21 protein-coding genes, 1 tRNA gene and 1 pseudogene are annotated in these 22,904 nt (G+C 60.3%); 18 read left to right on the top strand and 5 right to left on the bottom strand.

Going from position 1 to position 22,904, the window contains the following annotated elements:
* Window positions 1–42: 42 nt before the first annotated feature.
* The 3 genes from ACIQU2_RS06800 to ACIQU2_RS06790 all read left to right on the top strand — a co-directional run bounded on the left by ACIQU2_RS06800 (window position 43) and on the right by ACIQU2_RS06790 (window position 5,875).
* Window positions 43–1,464 carry a diaminobutyrate--2-oxoglutarate transaminase gene (locus ACIQU2_RS06800; RefSeq protein ID WP_347805299.1) on the top strand — a complete coding sequence of 474 codons (1,422 nt, stop codon included), beginning with the start codon at window positions 43–45 and terminating at the stop codon, window positions 1,462–1,464.
* A 71-nt stretch (window positions 1,465–1,535) separates the two neighbouring features.
* The gene (locus ACIQU2_RS06795) at window positions 1,536–2,690 is read left to right on the top strand and encodes an efflux RND transporter periplasmic adaptor subunit (RefSeq protein WP_403139539.1); all 1,155 of its coding nucleotides are present in this window, start codon (window positions 1,536–1,538) and stop codon (window positions 2,688–2,690) included.
* A 44-nt stretch (window positions 2,691–2,734) separates the two neighbouring features.
* Window positions 2,735–5,875 (top strand): multidrug efflux RND transporter permease subunit, encoded by a 3,141-nt coding sequence (locus ACIQU2_RS06790; protein WP_403139537.1) that lies wholly within the window; start codon window positions 2,735–2,737, stop codon window positions 5,873–5,875.
* 19 nt (window positions 5,876–5,894) lie between these two features.
* Here ACIQU2_RS06790 and ACIQU2_RS06785 read toward each other — a convergent pair whose 3' ends face one another.
* Window positions 5,895–6,161, bottom strand: coding sequence for a DUF4880 domain-containing protein (locus tag ACIQU2_RS06785; RefSeq protein WP_149629447.1), 267 nt, complete (start codon window positions 6,159–6,161; stop codon window positions 5,895–5,897).
* A gap of 156 nt (window positions 6,162–6,317) precedes the next feature.
* Between ACIQU2_RS06785 and ACIQU2_RS06780 the strand changes: the two genes are divergently transcribed.
* Window positions 6,318–6,695: a fe2+ zn2+ uptake regulation protein gene (locus ACIQU2_RS06780; RefSeq protein ID WP_347805302.1), complete on the top strand. Its 378-nt coding sequence runs from the start codon at window positions 6,318–6,320 to the stop codon at window positions 6,693–6,695.
* 198 nt (window positions 6,696–6,893) lie between these two features.
* Here the strand turns inward: ACIQU2_RS06780 and ACIQU2_RS06775 are convergent.
* Window positions 6,894–6,981: transfer RNA gene (locus ACIQU2_RS06775), tRNA-Ser, on the bottom strand.
* A gap of 123 nt (window positions 6,982–7,104) precedes the next feature.
* Here ACIQU2_RS06775 and ACIQU2_RS06770 point away from each other — a divergent pair.
* Window positions 7,105–7,776: a Bax inhibitor-1/YccA family protein gene (locus ACIQU2_RS06770; protein WP_347805698.1), complete on the top strand. Its 672-nt coding sequence runs from the start codon at window positions 7,105–7,107 to the stop codon at window positions 7,774–7,776.
* Between the two features lie 64 nt (window positions 7,777–7,840).
* Here ACIQU2_RS06770 and ACIQU2_RS06765 read toward each other — a convergent pair whose 3' ends face one another.
* Entirely contained in the window at window positions 7,841–8,278 is a 438-nt protein-coding gene (locus ACIQU2_RS06765) for an Lrp/AsnC family transcriptional regulator (protein ID WP_347805697.1), read from the bottom strand.
* A gap of 135 nt (window positions 8,279–8,413) precedes the next feature.
* On the opposite strand from ACIQU2_RS06765, the gene ACIQU2_RS06760 reads away from it, so the two are divergent.
* The gene (locus ACIQU2_RS06760; RefSeq protein ID WP_347805696.1) at window positions 8,414–9,319 is read left to right on the top strand and encodes a DMT family transporter; all 906 of its coding nucleotides are present in this window, start codon (window positions 8,414–8,416) and stop codon (window positions 9,317–9,319) included.
* Between the two features lie 14 nt (window positions 9,320–9,333).
* On the opposite strand, the gene ACIQU2_RS06755 is transcribed toward ACIQU2_RS06760, so the two are convergent.
* Window positions 9,334–10,374 (bottom strand): FUSC family protein, encoded by a 1,041-nt coding sequence (locus ACIQU2_RS06755; protein WP_403139533.1) that lies wholly within the window; start codon window positions 10,372–10,374, stop codon window positions 9,334–9,336.
* A 47-nt stretch (window positions 10,375–10,421) separates the two neighbouring features.
* Window positions 10,422–12,047: an NADP-dependent glyceraldehyde-3-phosphate dehydrogenase gene (locus tag ACIQU2_RS06750; RefSeq protein WP_403139531.1), complete on the bottom strand. Its 1,626-nt coding sequence runs from the start codon at window positions 12,045–12,047 to the stop codon at window positions 10,422–10,424.
* A 185-nt stretch (window positions 12,048–12,232) separates the two neighbouring features.
* Here ACIQU2_RS06750 and ACIQU2_RS06745 point away from each other — a divergent pair, with 185 nt between their 5' ends.
* From ACIQU2_RS06745 to imuA, 12 genes and pseudogenes are all read left to right on the top strand, one after another.
* Window positions 12,233–13,120 carry a Dyp-type peroxidase gene (locus ACIQU2_RS06745; RefSeq protein ID WP_403139529.1) on the top strand — a complete coding sequence of 296 codons (888 nt, stop codon included), beginning with the start codon at window positions 12,233–12,235 and terminating at the stop codon, window positions 13,118–13,120.
* A 16-nt stretch (window positions 13,121–13,136) separates the two neighbouring features.
* Window positions 13,137–14,102, top strand: coding sequence for a Gfo/Idh/MocA family protein (locus ACIQU2_RS06740; RefSeq protein WP_403139528.1), 966 nt, complete (start codon window positions 13,137–13,139; stop codon window positions 14,100–14,102).
* A gap of 267 nt (window positions 14,103–14,369) precedes the next feature.
* On the top strand, window positions 14,370–15,122 hold the full coding sequence (locus ACIQU2_RS06735; protein WP_403139526.1) for a GntR family transcriptional regulator: 753 nt from the start codon (window positions 14,370–14,372) through the stop codon (window positions 15,120–15,122).
* Complete coding sequence (locus ACIQU2_RS06730; protein ID WP_403139524.1) at window positions 15,119–16,849, top strand: fumarate reductase/succinate dehydrogenase flavoprotein subunit; 1,731 nt, start codon at window positions 15,119–15,121, stop codon at window positions 16,847–16,849. Before ACIQU2_RS06735 ends, ACIQU2_RS06730 begins: the two co-directional genes overlap by 4 nt.
* Before the next feature lie 25 nt (window positions 16,850–16,874).
* Complete coding sequence (locus ACIQU2_RS06725) at window positions 16,875–17,120, top strand: ferredoxin family protein (RefSeq protein ID WP_007946457.1); 246 nt, start codon at window positions 16,875–16,877, stop codon at window positions 17,118–17,120.
* 250 nt (window positions 17,121–17,370) lie between these two features.
* Window positions 17,371–18,777, top strand: coding sequence for an ABC transporter substrate-binding protein (locus ACIQU2_RS06720; RefSeq protein ID WP_403139793.1), 1,407 nt, complete (start codon window positions 17,371–17,373; stop codon window positions 18,775–18,777).
* 49 nt (window positions 18,778–18,826) lie between these two features.
* Window positions 18,827–19,532 (top strand): annotated as a pseudogene (locus tag ACIQU2_RS06715) (ABC transporter permease).
* Window positions 19,532–20,380 carry an ABC transporter ATP-binding protein gene (locus tag ACIQU2_RS06710; protein ID WP_403139522.1) on the top strand — a complete coding sequence of 283 codons (849 nt, stop codon included), beginning with the start codon at window positions 19,532–19,534 and terminating at the stop codon, window positions 20,378–20,380. Before ACIQU2_RS06715 ends, ACIQU2_RS06710 begins: the two are co-directional and overlap by 1 nt.
* Window positions 20,377–21,339, top strand: coding sequence for a HEAT repeat domain-containing protein (locus ACIQU2_RS06705; RefSeq protein WP_403139520.1), 963 nt, complete (start codon window positions 20,377–20,379; stop codon window positions 21,337–21,339). Before ACIQU2_RS06710 ends, ACIQU2_RS06705 begins: the two co-directional genes overlap by 4 nt.
* Complete coding sequence (locus ACIQU2_RS06700; RefSeq protein WP_403139518.1) at window positions 21,336–21,611, top strand: DUF971 domain-containing protein; 276 nt, start codon at window positions 21,336–21,338, stop codon at window positions 21,609–21,611. The genes ACIQU2_RS06705 and ACIQU2_RS06700 overlap by 4 nt, the downstream gene beginning before the upstream one ends.
* Before the next feature lie 53 nt (window positions 21,612–21,664).
* Window positions 21,665–22,282 carry a transcriptional repressor LexA gene (lexA, locus tag ACIQU2_RS06695; RefSeq protein ID WP_347806318.1) on the top strand — a complete coding sequence of 206 codons (618 nt, stop codon included), beginning with the start codon at window positions 21,665–21,667 and terminating at the stop codon, window positions 22,280–22,282.
* Window positions 22,282–22,899 (top strand): translesion DNA synthesis-associated protein ImuA, encoded by a 618-nt coding sequence (imuA, locus tag ACIQU2_RS06690; protein ID WP_403139515.1) that lies wholly within the window; start codon window positions 22,282–22,284, stop codon window positions 22,897–22,899. Before lexA ends, imuA begins: the two co-directional genes overlap by 1 nt.
* Window positions 22,900–22,904: the final 5 nt, after the last annotated feature.

The raw sequence follows: 22,904 nt of genomic DNA, 5'->3' as shown, positions 1-22,904 counted from the left end.
GCCAATTGTTCCTTTCCAAACCCAGCCTCCCTGGAGGAAATCATGAGTGCTTTTTCGAATGTCACGTCGGGTGACGCGCAACAGCTACGCCTGTTGCACACCGGTCTGTCGAGCCCTTACTGCCTTGATCCGACGCCGATGCTGGAGCGCCAGCAACAGCAGGAGTCCAACGCCCGCAGTTACCCTCGGCGCATTCCGCTTGTGCTCGAACGAGCCCATGGCATTTATGTGCAGGACAGTCGCGGACAAGTGTTCGTCGATTGCCTGGCCGGCGCCGGCACCCTGGCGCTGGGCCACAACCATCCAGTGATTATCGAAGCCATAACCCAGGTCATGGCCGCGGGTGTGCCAATGCATACTCTGGATCTCATGACGCCGGTGAAGGATGCATTCGTACAGGAAATCTTCGGCTGCCTGCCGGCTGACTTCGCGCGTAATGCACGCATACAGTTTTGCGGCCCAAGCGGGGCCGACGCAGTCGAAGCAGCGCTGAAGCTGACCCGCACCGCCACCGGACGCCATTCGGTACTGGCCTTTGAAGGGGCTTACCACGGCATGACGCTGGGGACACTTTCCATTAGCGGTAACCTGTCACCAAAAAATGCTCTCGGTGCCCTTATGCCAGGTGTTCAGCGCCTGCCGTTTCCCCATGATTACCGTTGCCCGTTCGGTGTGGCCGGTGATCAGGGTGTGACGTTGAACGTGCGTTACCTCGAACATTTGCTCAACGACCCGGAAAGCGGTGTCACCGCACCGGCAGCAATGATTCTGGAACCGATCCAGGGCGAGGGTGGGGTGATTGCCGCGCCGGACCGCTGGCTTCAGGAGCTTCGTCGATTGACCAAGGCCCACGGAATTCCGTTGATCGTCGACGAGATCCAGTGCGGCATCGCCCGCAGCGGCCGGATGTTCGGTTTCGAGCAGTCCGGCATCACGCCGGATGTCATCACCCTGTCCAAAGCGATCGGTGGCGGTCTGCCGCTGTCGGTCATGGTCTACAACGATTCGCTGGATGTCTGGCAGCCGGGTGCCCACGCCGGCACTTTCCGTGGCAATCAACTGGCAATGGCAGCTGGCACCGCGACCTTGCGCTTCATCCGAGATCAAGGCTTGGTGGCACACGCCGAAACCGCTGGTGCGCATCTGCGTAAGCAGTTACAGATGCTGCAAAGCGAATTCGCCTGGATTGGCGATGTTCGCGGTCGTGGTTTGATGCTCGGCATGGAAATCGTCGACCCGCAAGGCGCCCTCGACGTACAGGGTCACCCGCCGGTAGACGCGGTGCGGGCCAAGGCCTTCCAGCAGGCTTGCCTGAAGCACGGTTTGATCGTCGAACTCGGCGGACGCCACGGTGCGACCGTACGCTTCTTGCCGCCGCTGATCATCACCGAACAGGAAATCGATTTCGTCGCACAAATCCTGTTCCAGGCAGCGAGTTCGATCAATGAGCGCTCCACGCGTTAATGATCTGCCGATGCACAGGGTTTGCCGACATGGAACGGCAAGCCCGTTTTTGTTTTGAACAGGGACTGATAATGCGTAAGGCTTTAGCGACGATAAAACCGACGTGGGTGCTGGCGACCGTATTGGCATTGAACGGCTGTGGAGCACAGGATCAGTCCGCTGAACACAGTACGTCGCCGCCGCAGGTCAAAACGCTCACCGTGCAACCCCGACCGTTTGCCATGACCTCAGACCTGCCTGGTCGAATAGAACCGGTGCGCATCGCCGAGGTGCGCGCACGGATTGCCGGTGTTGTGTTGACCCGACATTTTGAAGAGGGCAGCGACGTCAAGTCTGGCCAACTGCTCTTCAGCATCGACCCTGCGCCGCTCAAGGCTGCATTAATGCGGGTCGAAGGCGCCTTGGCCAAAGCAGAAGCCGATGTCTATCGCGCCAACGCTCATGTGCAACGCTACAAACAACTGGTGGAAATCAACGCCGTCAGTCCGCAGGTATTCGACGACGCGGTCTCTGATCTCAAGAGCGCCAAGGCTAACCGCCTGGCCGCTCAAGCCGATGTGGCGACCGCCCGACTCAACCTCGGTTACTGTCAGGTGCGAGCGCCGATCAGTGGCCGTATCGGCCGCGCCATGGTCAGCGAGGGCGCACTGGTAGGCCAGGACGAAGCCACGCAAATGGCGCGGATTCAGCAACTGGACCCGATTTACGCCGACTTTACGCAGTCCGTCGATCAGATCGTGGCCTTGCAGCAAGCCGTGGCCAGTGGTCGTCTGACGCTCACCGGTGCGGGTGCAGCCAAGGTTACGGTACAGGTCGGCACTCCGGCACAAACTCGACAAGGCAAGTTGATGTTCTCCGATATTTCGGTCGATCGAAGCACCGGGCAAGTCACCTTGCGCGGCGAGTTTCCTAACCCGGACAGCGTACTGCTGCCGGGCATGTATGTGCGGGTCGTAGCGCCGGCGGGGATCGATCCGCAAGCGTTGTTCGTGCCGCAGCAAGCGGTGCAGCGCGGTGTCGACGGCCAGGCCAGGTTGATGCTGGTGGACGCCCAGGGGGGGGTGCGCGAACGGGTGGTCAGCACCGGCGCGATGCTCGGTTCCGACTGGCAGATCACCCAGGGACTAGTGGCCGGCGAGCAAGTGGTGGTCGAGCGCGCCGACAAGCTCAGTGTCGGCACCAGGGTCAACATAATCACCTTGGCCGAACAGCAGGCCCATAACTGAGGGCGTGACGCTTTTACCCACGGTTGTTAGCCAGGATCTTACCGATGCCCGATTTTTTCATTAACCGTCCGAACTTCGCCTGGGTCATCGCGTTGTTCATCGCGCTGGCAGGAGCGCTGACCCTGGGCACCTTGCCGGTCAGCCAATACCCGGACGTGGCACCGCCGCAAATCAGTGTCAGTGCCAGCTACCCCGGTGCCTCGGCGCAGATCATCAATCAGAACATCACCAGTCTGATCGAGGAGGAACTCAACGGCCTCAAGGATTTGCTGTATTACGAATCCAACAGTGCCAACGGCAGTGCAGAAACCACCATCACCTTCAAGCCGGGCATCGATCCCGACATGGCGCAGGTCGACGTCCAGAACCGCTTGCAACGGGTAGTCGGGCGCTTGCCCCAAGCGGTGATCGAGCAAGGCCTGAAAGTGGAGCAGGTACGTGCCAATTTTCTGATGATCTATGCCTTGTCCTACACCGATGGGCAGCAGGATTCGATCGGGCTGGCGGATTACGCCGCGCGGGGCATCAATAACGAGATTCGCCGCGTGGCCGGGGTAGGGCGGGTGCAGATGTACACCGCCGAACGGGCCATGCGCATCTGGGTCGACCCTGCCCGGCTTGTGGGTTACAACCTGTCGATGGCCGATGTAAGTAAGGCCATCGCCGGACAGAACGTGCAAGTACCCGCCGGCAGCATGGGCGAACGTCCGGGGCCTGCCGAGCAGCACATTACCGCCACCGTCATGGTGCAGGGTCAGCTCGAATCCGTGGAGGCGTTCGGCAACATTGTGCTGCGGGCCAATGACGACGGCTCCAGTGTCAGGATTCACGATGTGGCCCGAGTCGAACTGGGTCGTCAGGACTACCGCTTCGACGCTCGCCTGAACGGCAAACCTGCGGCGGCCATGTCGGTGCAGTTGGCACCCGGTGCCAACGCGCTGCAAACGGCGGCGGCGATCAAGGCCCGGCTGGATCAACTGTCGAGCACGCTGCCAGCGAACATGACGCTGAGCGTGCCTTATGACACCTCATACTTTGTCGACGTGGCGATCAAGCAAGTCATCTACACCTTGATCGAAGCCATGGTGCTGGTGTTCCTGGTGATGCTGCTGTTTTTGCAGAACCTGCGTTACACGCTGATTCCGGCCATCGTGGTGCCGGTCTGCCTGTTGGGCACCCTCGCGGTAATGGCGCCGCTAGGGTTTTCGATCAACATGATGACCCTGTTCGGCATGGTGCTGGCCATTGGCATTCTGGTGGACGACGCCATTGTCGTGGTAGAGAACGTCGAGCGCTTGATCACGCAGGAGCGCCTGTCGCCCAAAGACGCGACCCGCAAAGCGATGCAGCAGATCAGCGGGGCGATTGTTGGCATCACCCTGGTGCTGGCGGCGGTATTCCTGCCGTTGGCGTTCATGGGCGGTTCGGTGGGGGTGATCTACCAGCAGTTTTCCATGGCGCTGTCGGTGTCGATTCTATTCTCCGGGTTCCTGGCGTTGACCCTGACGCCGGCCCTGTGTGCCACCTTGCTAAAACCCTTCGACCCGGCGAAAGAGCTACGACCCAACCGCTGGGCGAACGGCTTCAATCGACGCTTCGATGCCTTGGCCCGGCGCTACGAGCGGTTCAGTTCGAGCTGGGTCCGTCGCAGCACTCGCAGCATGGGCATTTACCTCATAATGTTGCTGGTACTCGCTTTTGCCTATCACCGATTGCCATCCTCATTCATGCCGTCCGAGGATCAGGGCTACATCATCACGGATATCCAGCTACCACCTGCGGCTTCGGCTTCGCGCACGGATGTGACGGTGCAAACGTGGGAGCACTATGCCCTGGCGCAACCCGCCACGGATCAGGTGCTGGCCATCATGGGGTTCAGTTTTTCCGGGGTCGGCGCTAACGCGGCGTTGTCGTTTACCAGCCTCAAGGACTGGTCGGTTCGCGGCGATGGCCAGGCCAGCGACGCGGTGGCCCGACGCGCGAATGAGGCTTTTGAGAACGCCGCTGACGGCACGCTGTTCAGCGTGGTGCCGCCGCCGGTGGACGGCCTCGGCACCTCGAACGGTTTCGAGTTACGGTTGCAGGATCTGGCAGGGCAGGGGCACGAAGCGCTGTTGAAGGCCCGAACCCAATTGCTGGAGGCGGCCAAGGCGTCGCCGGTGATCGATTACCTGATGGAGGATGGCCTGGCGGATGCGCCGCAGATCAACGTCAGCATCGACCGCGAAAAAGCCGAAGCCCTCGGTGTGAGTTTTGATGTGATCAGTTCAGCGTTGTCCTCGGCGCTGGGCTCGGAACAAATCAATGAGTTTGCCAATCAGGGGCGGATGCAGCGGGTGATCGTTCAGGCGGACAGCATCAGTCGCCAGACGCCTGAAGCGCTGTTGCGCCTGCAAGTGCCCAATCGACAGAACCGATTGGTGCCACTGGAAGCGTTCAGCCGTTTTGAGTGGCAGGTCGGGCCACTGCAGATCGCGCGCTACAACGGCTCGGCGTCGCTGCGTTTTTCCGGTGATGCCGCACCGGGTTACAGCACCGGTCAAGCCATGGAAGAACTGCAGAAAATCGCCCGTCAGTTACCGGCCGGTTTTAGCCTTGAATGGGCCGGGCTGTCACTTCAGGAACAACAGGCCAGCGATCAGGTGCCGCTGCTGGTGGCGTTATCGTTGATTGTGGTGCTGCTGGTGCTGGTGGCGCTGTATGAAAGCTGGACGATTCCCTTTGCCGTGCTGTTGATCGTGCCTGTCGGCATGCTCGGTTCGGTAGCCGCGGTGACGATCATGGGCCTGCCCAATGATGTCTATTTCAAGGTGGGGCTGATCACGATCATTGGACTGGCGGCGAAGAATGCAATCCTCATCGTCGAGTTTGCCAAGACACTTCACGTTCAGGGCGCGAGCCTTGCGCAAGCGGCGGCTCAGGCCGCGCGTCTGCGTTTTCGTCCGATCGTCATGACGTCCCTGGCCTTCATTCTCGGCGTGGTGCCTCTGGCTATTGCAACTGGTGCGGGAGCTGCCAGCCAGCGAGCGATCGGCACAGGCGTGATCGGCGGTATGCTGGCGGCGACAGTGCTCGGGGTCTTGTGGGTACCGGTGTTCTTTGTCTGGGTTTTGTCCGCGGCAAATCGGTTGCGTAGTCGCCGTGTCAGCCTCACCGAGCCCGTGGCAGACGATGGAACGCGGTAATGTGGATTCAGCTCCCACGTTACATTTTGCGGGCGCCGTTATGCCGGGCTGATGTGTCGGTCAGCAGTTTTTTCGATGTGCTTTGATTGTCGGGTAACTGGTCGCTGAGGTCCCAGATTTCAAGCATTTTGGCGTACTCGAATGCGTGACGCGGATCGGTCTGAATCCACTGCTGAAAGGTCAGGCGTTCTTCGGTCGTGCAGGTTTCATCATGCAATCGCACACACCAATGCGCAGCTTGAGTGAGGATTTCTTCGTCCATTTCGCAAGGGTTGGGGGGATTCATTGACAGCTACCTGTATGGCCGGACAAGCCACTCTACGAGAGAGATTGGTAAAAAAATGTCAAAAAAAAACAAAACAAAACAGTCTTGCGTCCAAGTCTGGAGACTTGGACTCAGCGAATCTTTGCAAACCGTACATTTCTGAAAAGGAGTATTCGCATGTACAACCACTCAGCATCGGCACCCCCCGTTACGCAATTGCAATTCCAGGCAGCGGCAACTCAACGAGCATCCGAGTCAGATCGCGGCACTAATAAACATATCCGTGAGTTGCTGCGTTACTACGGGCTGCGCACCAGCTTGATCCGCTTGAAAGTTATCGATGCCTTGCTGATCGCCGCCAGAGATGGACGTTCCATCAATGCGCGCGACGTGCATGCCTACCTGGAATCATTTGCTGCCGAGTTGTCGTTCATTTGTGTGCGTGAAGTGCTCAAACGCCTATGTGATGAAGGTGTAATCCTTTTTCAACCAGACAAGAGATACATCTTTACCACCGAAGCCTGCGCAATACTGGAACAGCACTCCGGTCGTTGAAGGCCTAAGGTGCCTCATCACTGGCCGTTTTTGGCTGTGGATTCAACCGGTCGATGCAACAGATTGGCTAAACCTTCAGTTCTTTCGTGTTCCACGTATAACCAAGGAAAGCTACGGGTCAAGGTATGGGCTGGTGGATTTTCACCAAACCCCAGAAACGACAAAGCCCTGAAAAATCAGGGCTTTGTCGTATAAAGATGGCGGAGGCGATGGGATTCGAACTCATGGACCTGTTACAGTCGACGGTTTTCAAGACCGTTGCCTTAAACCACTCGGCCACACCTCCGTTTGCGTTGCGGGCGCCATAATACCTGAATGAAACACACTGTCAAACTCTCTGCATAGCTTGTTACAGAGCGTCTGTTATGATCTTTGCGACTGAACGTTTCAAACCAACAGGAGTGTCGCCATGCGCGAACAGGATTACGCAGTTAATAACAGCGTGCAGGTTGAGCAGCTAGAGGTTAGCCGCGTCCTGCGCAACACTTACGGCTTACTCGCTCTCACCCTCGCATTCAGCGGCGTGATGGCGTTTGTCGCTCAGCAGATGCGTGTCGGCTACCCGAACATTTTCGTGGTGCTGATCGGTTTCTACGGCCTTTTCTTCCTCACCAACAAACTCCGTGATTCGGCCTGGGGCCTGGTGTCGGCATTTGCCCTGACCGGTTTCATGGGTTTCCTGCTCGGCCCGATCCTCAACCGTTACCTGGGTATGCAGGGCGGCGCCGAGGTGGTCAGTTCGGCCTTCGCGATGACTGCGCTGGTGTTCGGCGGTCTGTCGGCTTATGTGCTGATTACCCGCAAGGACATGAGCTTCCTGGGTGGTTTCATCACTGCAGGCTTCTTCGTGCTGCTGGGTGCGACGCTGGCGAGCCTGTTCTTCCAGATCAGCGGTCTGCAACTGGCGATCAGCGCAGGTTTCGTGCTGTTCTCCTCGGTCTGCATTTTGTTCCAGACCAGCGCCATCATTCACGGCGGCGAGCGCAACTACATCATGGCGACCATCAGCCTGTATGTATCGATCTACAACCTGTTCGTCAGCTTGTTGCAGCTGTTCGGCATCATGAGCCGCGATGACTAATCGTCAGCCTTGAGAAAAAACCCGCCTCGGCGGGTTTTTTCTTGCCTGCGATTTGAGTTCGGACTCACGCCATCGGTGGCAACCGGCGTTTGACCGGGGTTTTCTTGACGATTGCAGTGTTGGTTTCGGCGTGGGTGTTGAGGTGGTCGAGCAGGGTGTCCAGTTGTTCCATCGAACGCACATGCAGGCGTGCGATGAAACAGTCGTCGCCGGTAACCTTGTCGCATTCGGTGAATTCAGGGATGGCCTGGATCTGCCGCTCCACTTCCTGCAACTGGCCCGGCAGCGGGCGAATGCGGACGATGGCTTGAAGCTGATAGCCGAAGCATTTTGGGTCGATCTCGACGGTATAGCCTTTAAGCACGCCACGCTCTTCGAGGCGGCGCAGGCGCTCGGCGACACTGGGCGAGGACAGGCCGCTAATTTGCGCCAAGGCCTTGAGCGAGCGGCGTGAGTCTTCCATCAAGGCCGTGATCAGCACTTGGTCGATATCGTCGGTCATGGCGAAACCCCTATTAGGCAATAAATTCAAACTGCCTTGATAAAAAAGGCAGAAATCGAGTTTAGCCTGCTTTTTGCTCTGGAGAAGCCCCTCGGCGGATTGGCATACTTTGGGCTCAAACACAGGAGTCTGATGATGGACAAAACAATACGTCACGGGTCATTCGAAATGACCGCCGCCATGCTGATTTCCGGGACCATCGGCTGGTTCGTGCTGGTGTCCGGGCAACCGGTGCTGGACGTAGTGTTCTGGCGTTGCGTGTTCGGCGCCGGCACGTTGTTGCTGATCTGCGCGGCATTCGGCTTCCTGCGCCCCGGCATTCTGACCCGCACCACGTTCTTGCTGGCCGTGCTTAGCGGCGTGGCGATTGTCGGCAATTGGGTACTGTTGTTTGCTTCTTACTCCCGCGCCTCGATTGCCATCGGCACCGCGGTATACAACGTTCAGCCGTTCATGCTGGTGGGGTTGGCCGCGTTGTTCCTCAACGAGAAAATCACCCTGCAAAAACTGTTCTGGCTGGGCATTTCGTTTCTCGGGATGCTGGCGATTGTCAGCGCACATGGCGCACATGGCGGGCAGGCCGAAAGCGGCAACGATTACCTGATGGGCATCGCACTGGCGCTGGGGGCGGCCTTTCTTTACGCGATTGCCGCGTTGATCATCAAACGCCTGACCGGCACACCGCCGCATCTGATCGCGCTGATTCAGGTCACCACCGGCGTGCTGTTACTCGCGCCATTCGCGCACTTTTCGGCACTGCCGCAAGCGCCGAGCGCGTGGGCCAGTCTGGTCACCCTGGGCATTGTCCACACCGGCGTGATGTACGTGCTGCTCTACGGCGCGATCCAAAAACTGCCGACGGCACTGACCGGTGCGTTGTCCTTCATCTACCCGATTGCGGCGATTTTCGTTGACTGGTTTGCCTTCGGTCATCGCCTGGAACCGCTGCAATGGATCGGTGTTGCCGCGATTCTGTTGGCCGCTGCCGGCATGCAACAGGGGTGGAGTCTTAAGTTTCGTCGGACGGTGACGACGCAGTAAGCCGTAAAGAAACGTCAGATGTTCCAGCGCGGTGCCGTCTTGGCCAAGCGCTGGCGCATCTCGCCGATGTTGGCGGCTAACTGTCGGACCAATAACCGGTAGCCGTCCAGCGGATTGTAAACCGGCGCGGTCAGGCTTGAATCCGACGGCAGTTCGACGGGGCGACTGAGCCGCTGGGACGCACCGGATTTCAGCGCCCGGGCCATACCGATCAATTGCACCCGAATCAGCCGATGCTCGGCTTTCAAGGCCGATTGCAGATGGGCCATGGCGTCCGGGTCACTGGCAGCCGGTCGGGTGTTGCCGAGGATTTCCAGGGTGCTGACACACATCCGCAGATGGCGCTGAATGGCATCGAGTTCGGTCATGGAGATCCGTACTTCCTTGGACACCGACGGCATCAACGAGCGCAGTTGCACCATCACCGTGTTCAGGCGGCCCACGAGTTTATGGTGTTCGTCATCGGTGACCGATTGGCCATTGATGATGCGCCCGTAGATCGTCGCGCAGTCGCGCAAAGCATCGGCCAGGTTGTAGCGCCAGGAATAAACCGCGTAGAGCGGCAGGGCGAAGGAAAACGCCAGGGCCAGGGCGATACCGATCAGGATGTCCACCCCACGCCACAACCCGTCGGTGATCGGATTGTCCCCATGCCCCGCGACGATAAACACGGTAATCGCCGAGAGCAACGCGGTGTAACCGCCCTTGCCGATGGCGTGGTATGAGAAGAACCCGCAAACCACGGCCATCGCGAAATAGGTCAGCCACGGCATCCCGAGCCAGGCCTGTTGCGCCACCAGCAGCAAGCCGACGCCGGCTCCGATCAAGGTGCCGATGGCGCGCTCGGTGGCTTTTTTGCCGATGTTGCCGTGATGCTGCAAACCGCCGATCACCACCAGCATCGTCACCGACGCCCACTCACCGTGGGGCAGATTGATGCCGGTGGTCAGCAGGATCGTTGCCAGCAACCCCAGCGACACACGTACCGCGTGGATCACTCTGGCGTGGCGATAGCGCCGGTACGGGTCCAGCAACGGACGCAGCAGTCGGCGCATTAGCGGTGGCAGTCGATGGGCTCTGAATGTGCTCAGGCTCGGTCTCCTCAGAAGATGTAATCGGTGGTCAGGAAACTCGAACTGCGTCCGCTGATGATCTCGCTGATGAGTTCTTTGTTGGTTTCCTGGAACTTGGTCGCCACCAGTGTCCGGATCGAAAACACCCGCAGCGCATCATGCACCGACAGCGTGCCTTCGGCGGAGTTCTTGCGGCCGTTGAACGGGAAGGTGTCCGGGCCGCGCTGGCACTGGGCGTTGAGGTTGATCCGGCCGACCTGGTTGGCGAAGGTGTCCACCAGTCGGCCGACCGCCACCGGGTTGGTGCCGAAGATACTCAGTTGCTGGCCGAAGTCCGATTCCAGGACGTAATCGATCACCGTGTCCAGATGTCGGTAAGGCACGATCGGGACGACCGGGCCGAACTGTTCCTCCTGATAGACGCGCATCTGCGGCGTCACCGGGTACAGCACGGCAGGGTAGAAGAATGATGCGCGGGCTTCACCGCCGTTGGGGTTGACCACGGCGGCGCCTTTGCTCACGGCATCCGCCACCAGCGAGTGCAGGTAATCGACTTTGCTCGCTTCCGGCAAGGGCGTCAGCGCCACGCCGCTGTCCCACGGCATGCCGGGTTTCAGGCTGGCGAGTTTGGCGTTGAATTTCTCGATGAACGCCTCGACCACGTCTTCATGGACGAAGAGGATTTTCAGCGCGGTGCAGCGCTGGCCATTGAACGACAGCGAGCCGGTGAGCGCTTCGCTGACTGCGTTGTCCAGATCCACCTCAGGCAGCACGATGCCGGGGTTCTTCGCATCCAGGCCCAACGCCGCACGCAAGCGGTGCGGTTTTGGATGGAGTTTTTTCAGGTCGCTGGCGGCTTTGTTGGTGCCAATAAACGCGAAAATGTCGATCTTGCCGCTGGCCATCAGCGCGCTGACGGTCTCGCGGCCGCTGCCGTAAATCACGTTGATCACCCCGGCCGGGAAGCTGTCGCGGAATGCTTCCAGCAGCGGACGAATCAACAGCACGCCCAGCTTGGCCGGTTTGAACACCACGGTGTTGCCCATGATCAGTGCCGGGATCAGCGTGGTGAAGGTTTCGTTCAGCGGGTAGTTGTAAGGTCCCATGCACAACGCCACACCCAGCGGTACGCGGCGGATCTGGCCGAGGGTGTCCTGTTCCAGTTCGAAGCGGCTGGAGCGGCGGTCGAGTTCCTTGAGCGCGTTGATGGTGTCGACGATGTAATCGCAGGTGCGGTCGAACTCTTTCTCCGAGTCCTTGAGGTTCTTGCCGATTTCCCACATCAGCAACTTGACCACGGCTTCGCGCTGTTCACGCATGCGGCCGAGGAAGGCTTCGACGTGCTGAATGCGTTCGGCCACGCGCATCGTCGGCCATAGGCCCTGGCCCCGGTCATAGGCACGTACGGCGGCGTCGAGGGCGGTTAATGCAGTGTCGGCATCGAGCAGTGGCGTGCTGCCGAGGATCACTTGTTCATCGCCATTTTCACCCGTCAGGTACACCGGGCTGCGGACCTGGGCGAGGTGCCCGGACCAGGTTTTCAGCTCGCCGTCGACCAGGTATTCACGCTGCTCGGTCTGCCCGTCGAGGCGGTATTTTTCCGGGATGTCGGTGGAGTCGGGAAACAGGTTGCCAAGAATGTGTGCTGTGGTCATGTCGCTACTCCATGTGATGTAAGCCATGCGCTGGCGGCTTGCCGTTCAGATTCACTTCAAAGGTTATACGCCTTATTGGCACGACTTTTTAAGTGCAGATCTCATGATCCCGCGATCTTTTGACCTGAGAACACACAACGGCCAATGCTCCGGTTAAACTTCGCGCTCTTTCTGAAGGAGTTCATATGAGTCACTACCAGCCGGGCATTCTCGCCACCCCAGTTCCGCCTCAAGCCCGTCATATGTTCTTCGCACTCGAATCCGCCGCTGCACTGCCGGCCGCGTTGGATAATCTGCAGGGGCTGGTGGACGGGAAGTCGGCAGTGGTCGGTTTCGGTGAGTCCCTGGTCAAGGCCCTCAAGGGGCAAATCGAAGGCCTGCGCACCTTTCCAGCGTTAGCCGGTGTCGGCGTCGACAACCCGTCGACCCAGCACGCGCTCTGGTGCTGGTTGCACGGTGTCGACCGTGGCGAATTGCTCAACCGCAGCAACGCCATCGAAGCCGCGCTGGCCCCGGCCCTGCGCCTGGTGCAGATGAACGAAACCTTCCGCCACCTCACCGGCCACGACCTGACCGGTTACGAAGACGGCACCGAAAACCCTCACGACGAAGCCGCCGTCGCTGCTGCGCTGGTGGGTGACGGCGCTGACGGAATGGTCGGTGGCAGCTTCGCCGCGATCCAACAGTGGCAGCATGATCTGAAAGGCTTCCACGCGATGCCATCCCATGAGAAGGACAACATCATGGGCCGTCGTTTGAGCGACAACGAAGAGATCGACGACGCGCCGATCTCCGCTCACGTCAAACGCACCGCCCAGGAAAGCTTCGCCCCCGAGGCCTTTGTGGTGCGCCGTTCCATGCCCTGGATCGAAGGCGATCGCGCCGGCCTGATGTTCCTGGCCTTTGGTTTCTCCCTTGATGCCTTCGAAGCCCAACTGCGACGCATGAGCGGTCTGGAAGACGGCATCACCGACGGTTTGTACCGCATCAGCCGACCGATCACTGGCGGCTACTACTGGTGCCCGCCGCTCAAGGACGGTCATCTGGACCTGCGCGCTCTGCGCATCGGCTAAACATCAGGGAGTGAGTATGAACGTGGTGCGCTGGGGCATGATCGGTTGTGGCAGCGTCGCTGAACGCAAGAGCGGGCCGGCCTTCTACAAGGCGCCCGGTTCGGCGCTGGTGGCGGTAATGGGCCGGCGTCTGGAAGCGGTGACGGATTACGCCGCGCGCCACGGCATCGCTCGGGTCTACACCGATGTGGAAGCGTTGATCAATGATCCCGAGGTCGACGCGGTATACATCGCCACGCCGCCTGACAGTCATCATGCTTACGCCTTGAGGGTGGCCGCCGCTGGCAAACATTGCTGCGTCGAAAAACCCATGTCGTTGAATGCCGGGCAAAGCCGTGAGATGCAAAAGGTCTTTGCCGATGCCGGGCTGCACCTGTTTGTTTCCTACTACCGACGTTCGCTGCCGCGCTTCCAGCAGGTGCGGCAATGGCTGGAAGAGGGGCGGATCGGCGAGGTCCGGCACCTGACCTGGACCCTGACCAAAGCGCCATCTCCGACCGATCTTGGCGGTACAGATAACTGGCGCACCGACCCGAACATTGCTGGCGGTGGTTATTTCGCCGACCTGGCCAGTCATGGCTTCGACCTGTTTCAGTACCTGCTCGGTGACATCGTCGAAGTTGCCGGGTTTACGGCTCGGCAAGCCGGTTTGTATGCCGCCGAGGATGCTGTCAGCGCCAGTTGGCGGTTTGCTTCGGGCGCCATGGGCATGGGCTGCTGGAATTTCGTTGCGGACCGTCGAGAGGATCGTGTCGAGCTGATCGGCAGCAAAGGCCGGATCACCTTTTCCGTATTCGATGAACATCCGGTTCAGCTTGAAGCCGATGAAACCCTCAGCCTCCACATCGAGAATCATGAGCACATCCAGTGGCATCACGTGCTGGGCATGAACGCGCACATTCGGGGTGAAGCGCAGCATCCGGCGGTGGCCGAACAGGCATTGAAAACCGATTGGGTGATGGACCAGATCCTCAAACGCTAACGTAATTCTGTAGCAGCTGCCGAGCAGCGCGAGGCTGCGTTCGACTGCGCAGCAGTCGTAAACCCTGCATGCAAGATTACCCTGACACACCGCGCTACCTGATTTCACGACTGCTTCGCAGCCGAACGCAGCCTCGCGCTGCTCGGCAGCTGCTACAAAGGATCGTGCTCGTGCGGCGAATCTAACCTTATGCTCAAACAGTATTTCTCAAGCCTCCCATTAGAACTTTAAGATCACGTCATAACTCGTTATAACAAGTGATCTACCATGCCCGATAACGTTCTCTCCCTCAGTAGCGTTCCGCTGCACACCCAACTGCGGGATGTGCTGCGCGCCCGCATCCTCGACGGCGAATACCCGCAAGACAGCCAGATGCCTTCCGAAAGCGAACTCGGCGCGCTGTTCAAAGTCAGCCGCATCACCGTGCGCCAGGCCTTGGGAGATCTGCAGAAAGAAGGGCTGATCTTCAAGATCCACGGCAAAGGCACCTTCGTCGCCAAGCCTAAAACCTTCCAGAACGTCAGCACCCTGCAAGGCCTCGCAGAGTCCATGACCGGTCGCGGCTATGAGGTGATCAACCGCCTGCGCAGTTTCAAATTCATTGCCGCCGACAAACTCGTTGCCGAGCGCTTGCACGTCGCTGAAGGCGAGACGGTGGCGCAGATCAAACGAGTACGGCTGATCAACCGCGAGCCGATTTCCCTGGAGATCACCTACCTGCCCAAGGCCATCGGCGAGCGTCTGGAGAAGGCTGATCTGGTCACTCGCGATATTTTCCTGATCCTGGAAAACGACTGCGGCCTGACCCTCGGTCACGCGGATCTGGCCATCGACGCGGTGCTGGCCGACAGCGACTTGACCCAGGCGCTGAACGTCGAGCCCGGCTCGCCGATCATGCGCATCGAACGCCTGACCCATGACGCCAGCGGCCAACCTGTGGACTTCGAACACCTTTACTACCGCGGCGATGCCTTCCAGTACCGCTTGCGGATCGACCGGCAAAAAGGGGCGCAGGCATGACTAGAAGTACCCTCGAACAGGAATACGACATCGTCGTGATCGGCGGTGGCACCGCAGGACCGATTGCGGCGATCAAGGCCAAGGAGCGCAACCGCGATTTGCGCGTGCTGCTGATCGACAAGGCCAACGTCAAACGCAGCGGCGCCATCAGCATGGGCATGGACGGCCTGAACAACGCGATCATTCCCGGTCATTCGACGCCGGAGCAATACACCAAGGAAATCACCATCGCCAATGACGGCATCGTCAATCAGGCGGCGGTGTATGCCTATGCGACTCACAGCTTCGAAACCATTGAGCAGCTGGACCGCTGGGGCGTGAAGTTCGAGAAGGACGAGACCGGCGACTACGCGGTGAAAAAGGTCCACCACATGGGCGCCTACGTGCTGCCGATGCCGGAAGGGCACGACATCAAAAAAGTCCTGTATCGCCAGTTGAAACGGGCGCGGGTGAACATCACCAATCGGCTGGTTTGCACGCGATTGCTGACGGACGAAGAGGGCGCGGTCAACGGCGTGATGGGCTTCGATTGCCGTACCGCCGACTTCCACGTGATCAAGGCCAAAGCGGTGATCCTCGCCTGTGGTGCCGCCGGGCGTCTGGGCCTGCCGTCCTCCGGCTACCTGATGGGCACCTACGAAAACCCGACCAATGCTGGCGACGGTTACGCCATGGCCTATCACGCCGGGGCCGAACTGGCGAACCTGGAATGCTTCCAGATCAACCCGCTGATCAAGGATTACAACGGCCCGGCCTGCGCCTACGTCACCGGTCCGTTGGGCGGCTACACCGCGAACAACAAGGGCGAACGCTTCATCGAGTGCGATTACTGGAGTGGCCAGATGATGTGGGAGTTTCACCAGGAACTCGAAAGCGGCAACGGCCCTGTGTTCCTCAAACTCGATCACCTGGCCGAGGAAACCATCCAGAACATCGAAGAGATCCTGCACAGCAACGAACGCCCGAGTCGCGGCCAGTTCCACGCCAATCGCGGCACCGACTACCGCACGCAAATGGTCGAGATGCACATCTCCGAAATCGGTTTTTGCAGCGGGCATTCGGCGTCCGGCGTGTGGGTCAACGAGAAGGCCGAAACCTCGGTCAAGGGTTTGTACTCGGCGGGTGACATGGCCGCGGTGCCGCACAACTACATGCTCGGCGCGTTCACCTACGGCTGGTTTGCTGGCACCAACGCGGCGGATTTTGTCGCCGGACGCGAGTTTTCAACGGTCGATGCCCAGCAGATTGAAACGGAAAAGGCCCGGGTCTACGCACCGCTGGACCGCGAACACGGCCTGCCGCCGGCTCAGGTCGAATACAAGCTGCGGCGTTTCGTCAACGACTACCTGCAACCGCCGAAAGTGACCAAGAAGATGCAAATCGGCCTGCAACGCTTCAGCGATATCCAGCGCGATCTCGATCAGATCAAGGCCCACAACGCCCACGAACTGATGCGCGCCATGGAAGTCAGCATGATCCGCGACTGCGCCGAAATGGCTGCCCGCGCTTCGCTGTTCCGCGCCGAAAGTCGTTGGGGGCTTTACCACTATCGGGTCGACCACCCGCAACGCAACGACAGCGACTGGTTCTGCCATTGCCATCTGAAGAAGGATGAAAACGGGCTGATGACCAGTTTCAAGAAATCCGTCGAGCCTTACATCATCCCGCTGGATGCCGATGAAATGCGGGCCTACGACCGGCTGCGGGTCGGTGCCTTTGCTGCCTGAGCCTCGCAAAAAGAGAGATCGCGAAATGGCCTATCAACCCCAGGAAATCTTCTTCCGCTCCAACGCGCCCGTCACGGTCGATGAGGACCTTTGCATCGCCCACAAAGGCTGCACCGTGTGCGTCGACGTGTGCCCGATGGACCTGCTGGCGATCAACCCGGCCACGCAAAAGGCCTACATGGCGTTCGACGAATGCTGGTACTGCATGCCGTGTGAAAAGGACTGTCCGACGGGCGCAGTGAAAGTCGAAATCCCTTATCTGCTGCGTTGACTGACAGGACGCCATCGCGGGCAAGCCCGGCTCCCACAGGTTTCTTTGTTGTCTGCAAAATTTTGGATTCAGCACAAATCACTGTGGGAGCGGGCTTGCCCGCGAAGAGGCCAGTCCAGACAACCACAAAGCCATCCGGTAACCCCCGGACGCTTGCTTCAAAACACCCCTCGTTTCCCACCGCGCCGTGATCGTGGCGGAGACGAATATCCTAAAAATGATTCGAGGGGATTTACCTATGTCTTTGCCAATATTGCTGCGTGCAGCGTTTGCCGGTCTGGTACTGGCTTCATTCACCTTGTCGGCGTCGGCCGAAACCATCCGCATTGCCATCGGCACCCAGGACACCACGATCAACTGCGCCGCCGGCGGTCTGTTGATTCGCGAGTTGGGCCTGCTGGACAAATACCTGCCCCACGACGGCCCCTACAAAGACGCCAAGTACAAGTTGGAGTGGAAGAACTTCACCAGCGGCGCGCCCCTGACCAACGAGATGGTCGCCGGCAAACTCGACTTCGGCGCCATGGCCGATTTCCCCGGTTCGTTCAACGGTGTGGCGTTCGAAACCGCGGGCAAGCACAGCCTGTTCATCAGCGTGCTGTCAGGCAGCATCAAGGGCAGTGGCAACGGCATCGTGGTGCCTAGCGCATCGAGCGTGCAGTCGCTGGCGGAGCTCAAGGGCAAGACCATTTCCGTGCCGTTCGCCTCGACGGCGCACGGCATGTTGCTGCGGGCCGTGGCTGCCCAAGGCTGGGACCCGCTGAAAGACGTGAACATCATCGCCCAGCCACCAGAAGTCGCTGGCTCCGCGTTGCAGGCCGGGAAGATCGATGCCCACGCCGACTTCGTGCCGTTCGCCGAACTGTTCCCCAGCCGTGGTTTCGCGCGCAAGATTTACGACGGCGCCCAGGCCAATGCGCCGACCTTCCACGGTGCGCTGGTGGATCAGGCCTATGCGAAGAAGTACCCGGAAATCGTCGTGGCTTATCTGCGGGCGAGCATTGAAGCCAACCAGTTGCTGGCAGCTGAGCCGGAGAAATACAGCGAGTTGATCGCCAAGGTCACTGGCGTCGATGCCGAGGTCAATTACCTGTTCCACGGTCCGTTGGGCGTGCAAACCCGCGACCTGAGCTGGAAGCCGGAATACCGTCAGGCCGTCGGGACCGCCATCGATACTCTCAAGCTGTTGAAGAAGGCTGATCGCGGGTTGGACCTCAATACCTTCATCGACGACCAATACATCCGCGCTGCATTCAAGGCCTCGAACCTGGATTACACCGTGCAACTGGCCAACTACGGACAGACGCCGCTCAAAGCGGTGGATGCGTCGAGCGGTAAAGCCATCACCGATTTCAGCCATGTGGCGGAGATCTGGGTGCGTGGCGAGCCGAAGGTTCGGCAGTACGCCTCGGCAGAGTCGGCGTTCACCGCGTTGGCCAGCCTGAAGCAGGAAGGCAAAAACATCCGCGCGGTATATGCCCAGGCGAGTGACAGCGGGATCAAGTTGCTGGCGGATCAGGCGTGGTTTGCCAGTGATGCGAAAGGGCGCCTCAGCGCGTTTCTGCTCAAAGGCCAGGCCCAACAATTCGCCACGGCACAGGGCGGAAAAGTCTTCGACTTCACCGACGCTACCACCCAGGCCGTCGCCGTTCGTTAACCCCCGGAGCAAGCCCGCTCCCACAGGATCTCGGTTGAGAGGAAGTATTGTGTACAGATCCTATTTACGCTGGACCCCCCGAGCCGCCTCACTGCTGCTCTGCCTTTTATTCTGGCAACTCGCCGCCAGCCACCACTGGAACCTTGGCCTGGTCACCTTCGCCAATGTCCCGACGCCACTGGCGGTCATCGAAGCCGCCCTCGGCCTCGGCGACTCCGGCAAGCTCGCGCAACACCTCGGTAGCAGCCTCAGCCGGGTCTTCGCCGGTTACCTCGCGGCGCTGATCATCGGCATCGCTTTGGGCTTGGCCATCGGTCGCTCGAAATGGGCTGAAGATCTGCTGCTGCCACCGCTGGAAGTCCTGCGCCCGATCCCCGCCGGGGCCTGGATTCCGCTGGCGATCCTGATGTTCCCATCCTCAGAGCTGTCGATGGTTTTCATCACCTTCACCGGCGCGCTGTTTCCGATTCTGCTCAACACCGTGCATGGCGTCGAAGGCGTCGACCCACGACTGATTGCTTCGGCGAAAAGCCTCGGGGCAGGGCACCTCATGGTTCTACCTGGTGACCGCCGAAATGATCTCCGGCCAATACGGCATCGGCTATTACACCTGGGAGTCCTACACCCTCCAGAACTACGCCGACATCGTGGTCGGCATGTTGCTGATTGGCGTACTCGGGATGGGCAGCAGCCTGCTGATCAAACGGCTAGGCGGGCTGTTCACGCCCTGGCACCGACCACGAGGAAAAGCCTGATGAGCGTGATGCAAACCCCTGAAGGGCGGATCGACATCCGCCAACTGTCCATCGTCCTCGGCGAAGACAAGCAAGCCTTCGAAGCCGTGCAAGGTCTGGATTGCCAGATCGAGCCGGGGCAATTCGTGTGCATTCTCGGGCCGTCCGGTTGCGGCAAATCGACCTTGCTCGGTGCGCTGGCCGGTCACCTGCAACCGCGAACCGGCACCCTGAAAGTCGACGGTGCGCCAGTCTCGGGCCCGTCCCCGCAGCGCGGCATGGTGTTCCAGCACCACACGCTGTTCCCTTGGCGCACCGTGCGCGACAACGTTGCTTCCGGCTTGAAAATGCGCGGCATTGGCAAAGCCGAACGCCACCAGGCTGCCGACGAAATTCTTGCCCTGGTGGGCCTCGAAGGGTTTGCCGAGCGCTGGCCTGACCAACTCTCCGGCGGCATGCAGCAACGGGTAGAAATCGCCCGGGTGCTGATCAACCGCCCGCGCCTGTTGCTGATGGACGAACCCTTCGGCGCCCTCGACGCGCTGACCCGGTTGAACATGCAGGAGCTGCTGCTGGACATCTGGACGCGAATTCGCACCACCGTGGTGTTCGTCACTCATGACATCGATGAAGCGCTGTTCCTCGCCGATCGGCTGCTGGTCATGAGTTCGCGCCCGGGGCGGATCATCGAAGACCTGCGTCTCGATTTCCCTCGGCCACGCACCACCGAACTGGTCACCAGCCACGAATTTTCCCGCTTGAAGCGTCATTGCCTCGAGTTGCTGCGTCACGAAGACGGTCGGCAGTTACCGCGCCTGAACCCTCTCGGACTTCCCTTTGAAAACAAACTGCCGCGATTTGCCCTATGACCTCTCTATTCGATGTAACCGATAACGACGACATTCTCGCCCTGCAACCACGCCTGACGGATGAAGATCCCGGTGTGCGCCGGATCGCGCTGATCGAACTGGCCGACCTTGAAGAACCGGACGGTTTGCTTTGGCTGATCAATCGACTGGCTGAAGACTCGACCGAAGAAGTCCGCGCCGAAGCCGCACGCTTGCTCGAAGCCTGGGAGGACGAACCGGTGGTGGAAGCGCTGTGCCAGGCGCTGACCGATCCTTCCCACGCCGTGCAAGCGGCCGCCGCGCAAAGCCTTAGCCTGCTCAAGACCGAGGCTGCGGGCAGGGTGATTCTGCCGTGGACCGGGCATGCCGACATCAACGTGCGCATCGCCGCTTTCAGGGCCTTGCGCGAGTTGCGCTTTCCCGATGCCGCCGCTGCCGCTTTAGCGGCATTGAGCGATGAAGACGCCAGTGTTCGCCGTGAAGCTGTCGGTGTGCTCGGTTGGCTCAAGCAGCTCGATGCCTTGCCGGCGCTTGCTCGATTGGCCAGTGAGGACCCGGACACCGAAGTCCGCCGCGCCGCCACCGGTGCCCTTGGCCTGGCGTCCGACGCCCACGTGCTGCCGGCGCTGCGCTACGCCTTGCAGGACGAGGCCTGGCAAGTGCGCGAAGAAGCCGCGACCACGCTGGGCAAGGTCGGTCACGTCGACGCAGGCCCGGCCTTGGTCGAAGCCTTGAGCGACGCGTATTGGCAAGTCCGCCTGCGCGCCACCCGTAGCCTCGGTCGTTTGCGGTACGTCCCGGCCCTTGAGGCGTTGATCGAAACCCTCGGCCACCGCATCAGCAACCTGCGCAAGGAGGCCGCCCTGGCCCTCGGAGAGTTGAACGACCGGGGCGCCATCGCACCTTTGCAGGCTGCGCAGGACGACGGCGACCCGGAAGTGCGCAAAGCCGTGCGCATCGCCTTGAGTCAGCTGCAATGAACCCGGTGGCGATTGGCAATTCCCAAGGTAAACAGCAGTTGCGGTTGAACTGGCCGGATGGTCGCGAGCAGTTGCTGGACCACGCTGAGTTGCGCCGTCAATGTCCGTGCTCGCAATGCCGGGCGTTTCGGTTGCAAGGGCTGACGGTGAAAGTCGATCCTCGCATTCGAGTGACCGAACTGAACGGCCAGGGCTATGGCCTTCAACTCATCTTCAGCGACGGCCACGAACGCGGCATTTACCCATGGCCCTACCTATCAGGACTCACCTGAAACCTGTAGGAGCTCCTACAAGTCCTTGCCAGGAAATTGCCAAAAGAGTACAAATGTACTCCATGACGACTTTAACTCCCCGCCGCACCGCCATCCTGACCTTTATCCGCGATCGAATCGCCGAGCATGGCCAGTCCCCGAGCCTCGCTGAAATCAGCGAGGCGTTCGGTTTCGCCTCCCGTAGCGTGGCGCGCAAGCATGTGCTGGCGCTGACCGAGGCCGGTTTCATCGAGGTCAATGCGCATCAGGCCCGGGGCATTCGTTTGCTCGGGCAACCGGCGCGGCCCGAGTTGCTGGACATTCCGGTACTCGGCCGGGTGGCGGCGGGTGCGCCGATCGGTGCCGATGCCGAGGTTCACAGCCGCTTGCTGCTCGACCCGTCGATCTTCTCGCGGGTGCCGGATTACATGCTGCGGGTCCAGGGTGACTCGATGATCGAGGACGGCATTCTCGACGGCGATCTGGTCGGCGTGCACCGCAATCCCGAGGCGGTCAACGGCCAGATCGTCGTCGCGCGACTCGACGGGGAAGTCACCATCAAACGTTTCGAGCGAGTCGGTGAGATTGTCCGATTGCTGCCACGCAATCCGGCCTACAAGCCGATCATCGTCGAAGCCAATCAGGACCTGGCCATCGAAGGGGTGTTCTGCGGTCTGGTGAGGCAAGGGTGATGGGCGCCGTCGTTGCGCTGGATACGCTGTTCAATGGCGGCCAGGTCTGGAAGGGCCGGCCTGCGCCACCGGCCGTCAGCCCGCAACCCACCGGGCATGCCGCGCTGGATGCGGCGTTGCCTACTGGCGGTTGGCCGGAAGCGGCGCTGACCGAAATCCTTTTGGCCGGGCAGGGTGTTGGCGAATTGCAACTGGTGTGGCCAGCGCTGGCGCGGTTGTCCGCCGCGGGCGAGCGCATCGTGCTGGTGGCGCCGCCTTACGTGCCCTATCCCCAGGCCTGGCAGAACGCCGGGGTCGATCTGCGTCAGTTGTCGATCATCCAGGCCAGCGAGCGCGATGCCTTGTGGGCAGCGGAACAATGCCTGCGTTCGGGCAGTTGCGGCGCAGTGCTGTGCTGGCCGCACAAGGCCGATGACCGGGCGTTGCGGCGCTTGCAGGTGGCGGCGGAAACCGGCTCGACCCTGGCGTTTGCCTACCGCTCGATCAATGAGGCGATCAACCCTTCGCCAGCGGCGCTGCGCATCGCCATCGATGCCAGGCCTGCGCAATTGCGCGTGCTCAAGTGCCGGGGCGGGTTGGCGCGTTCGGCGCCGATTGCCTTCCCTGCGGGGCATTGAGGTTG

Source organism: Pseudomonas sp. NPDC098740 (assembly GCF_044760065.1).
GTDB classification, from domain to species: Bacteria; Pseudomonadota; Gammaproteobacteria; order Pseudomonadales; family Pseudomonadaceae; genus Aquipseudomonas; species Aquipseudomonas rossensis.
This window is presented reverse-complemented; position numbering and strand designations above follow the sequence as displayed.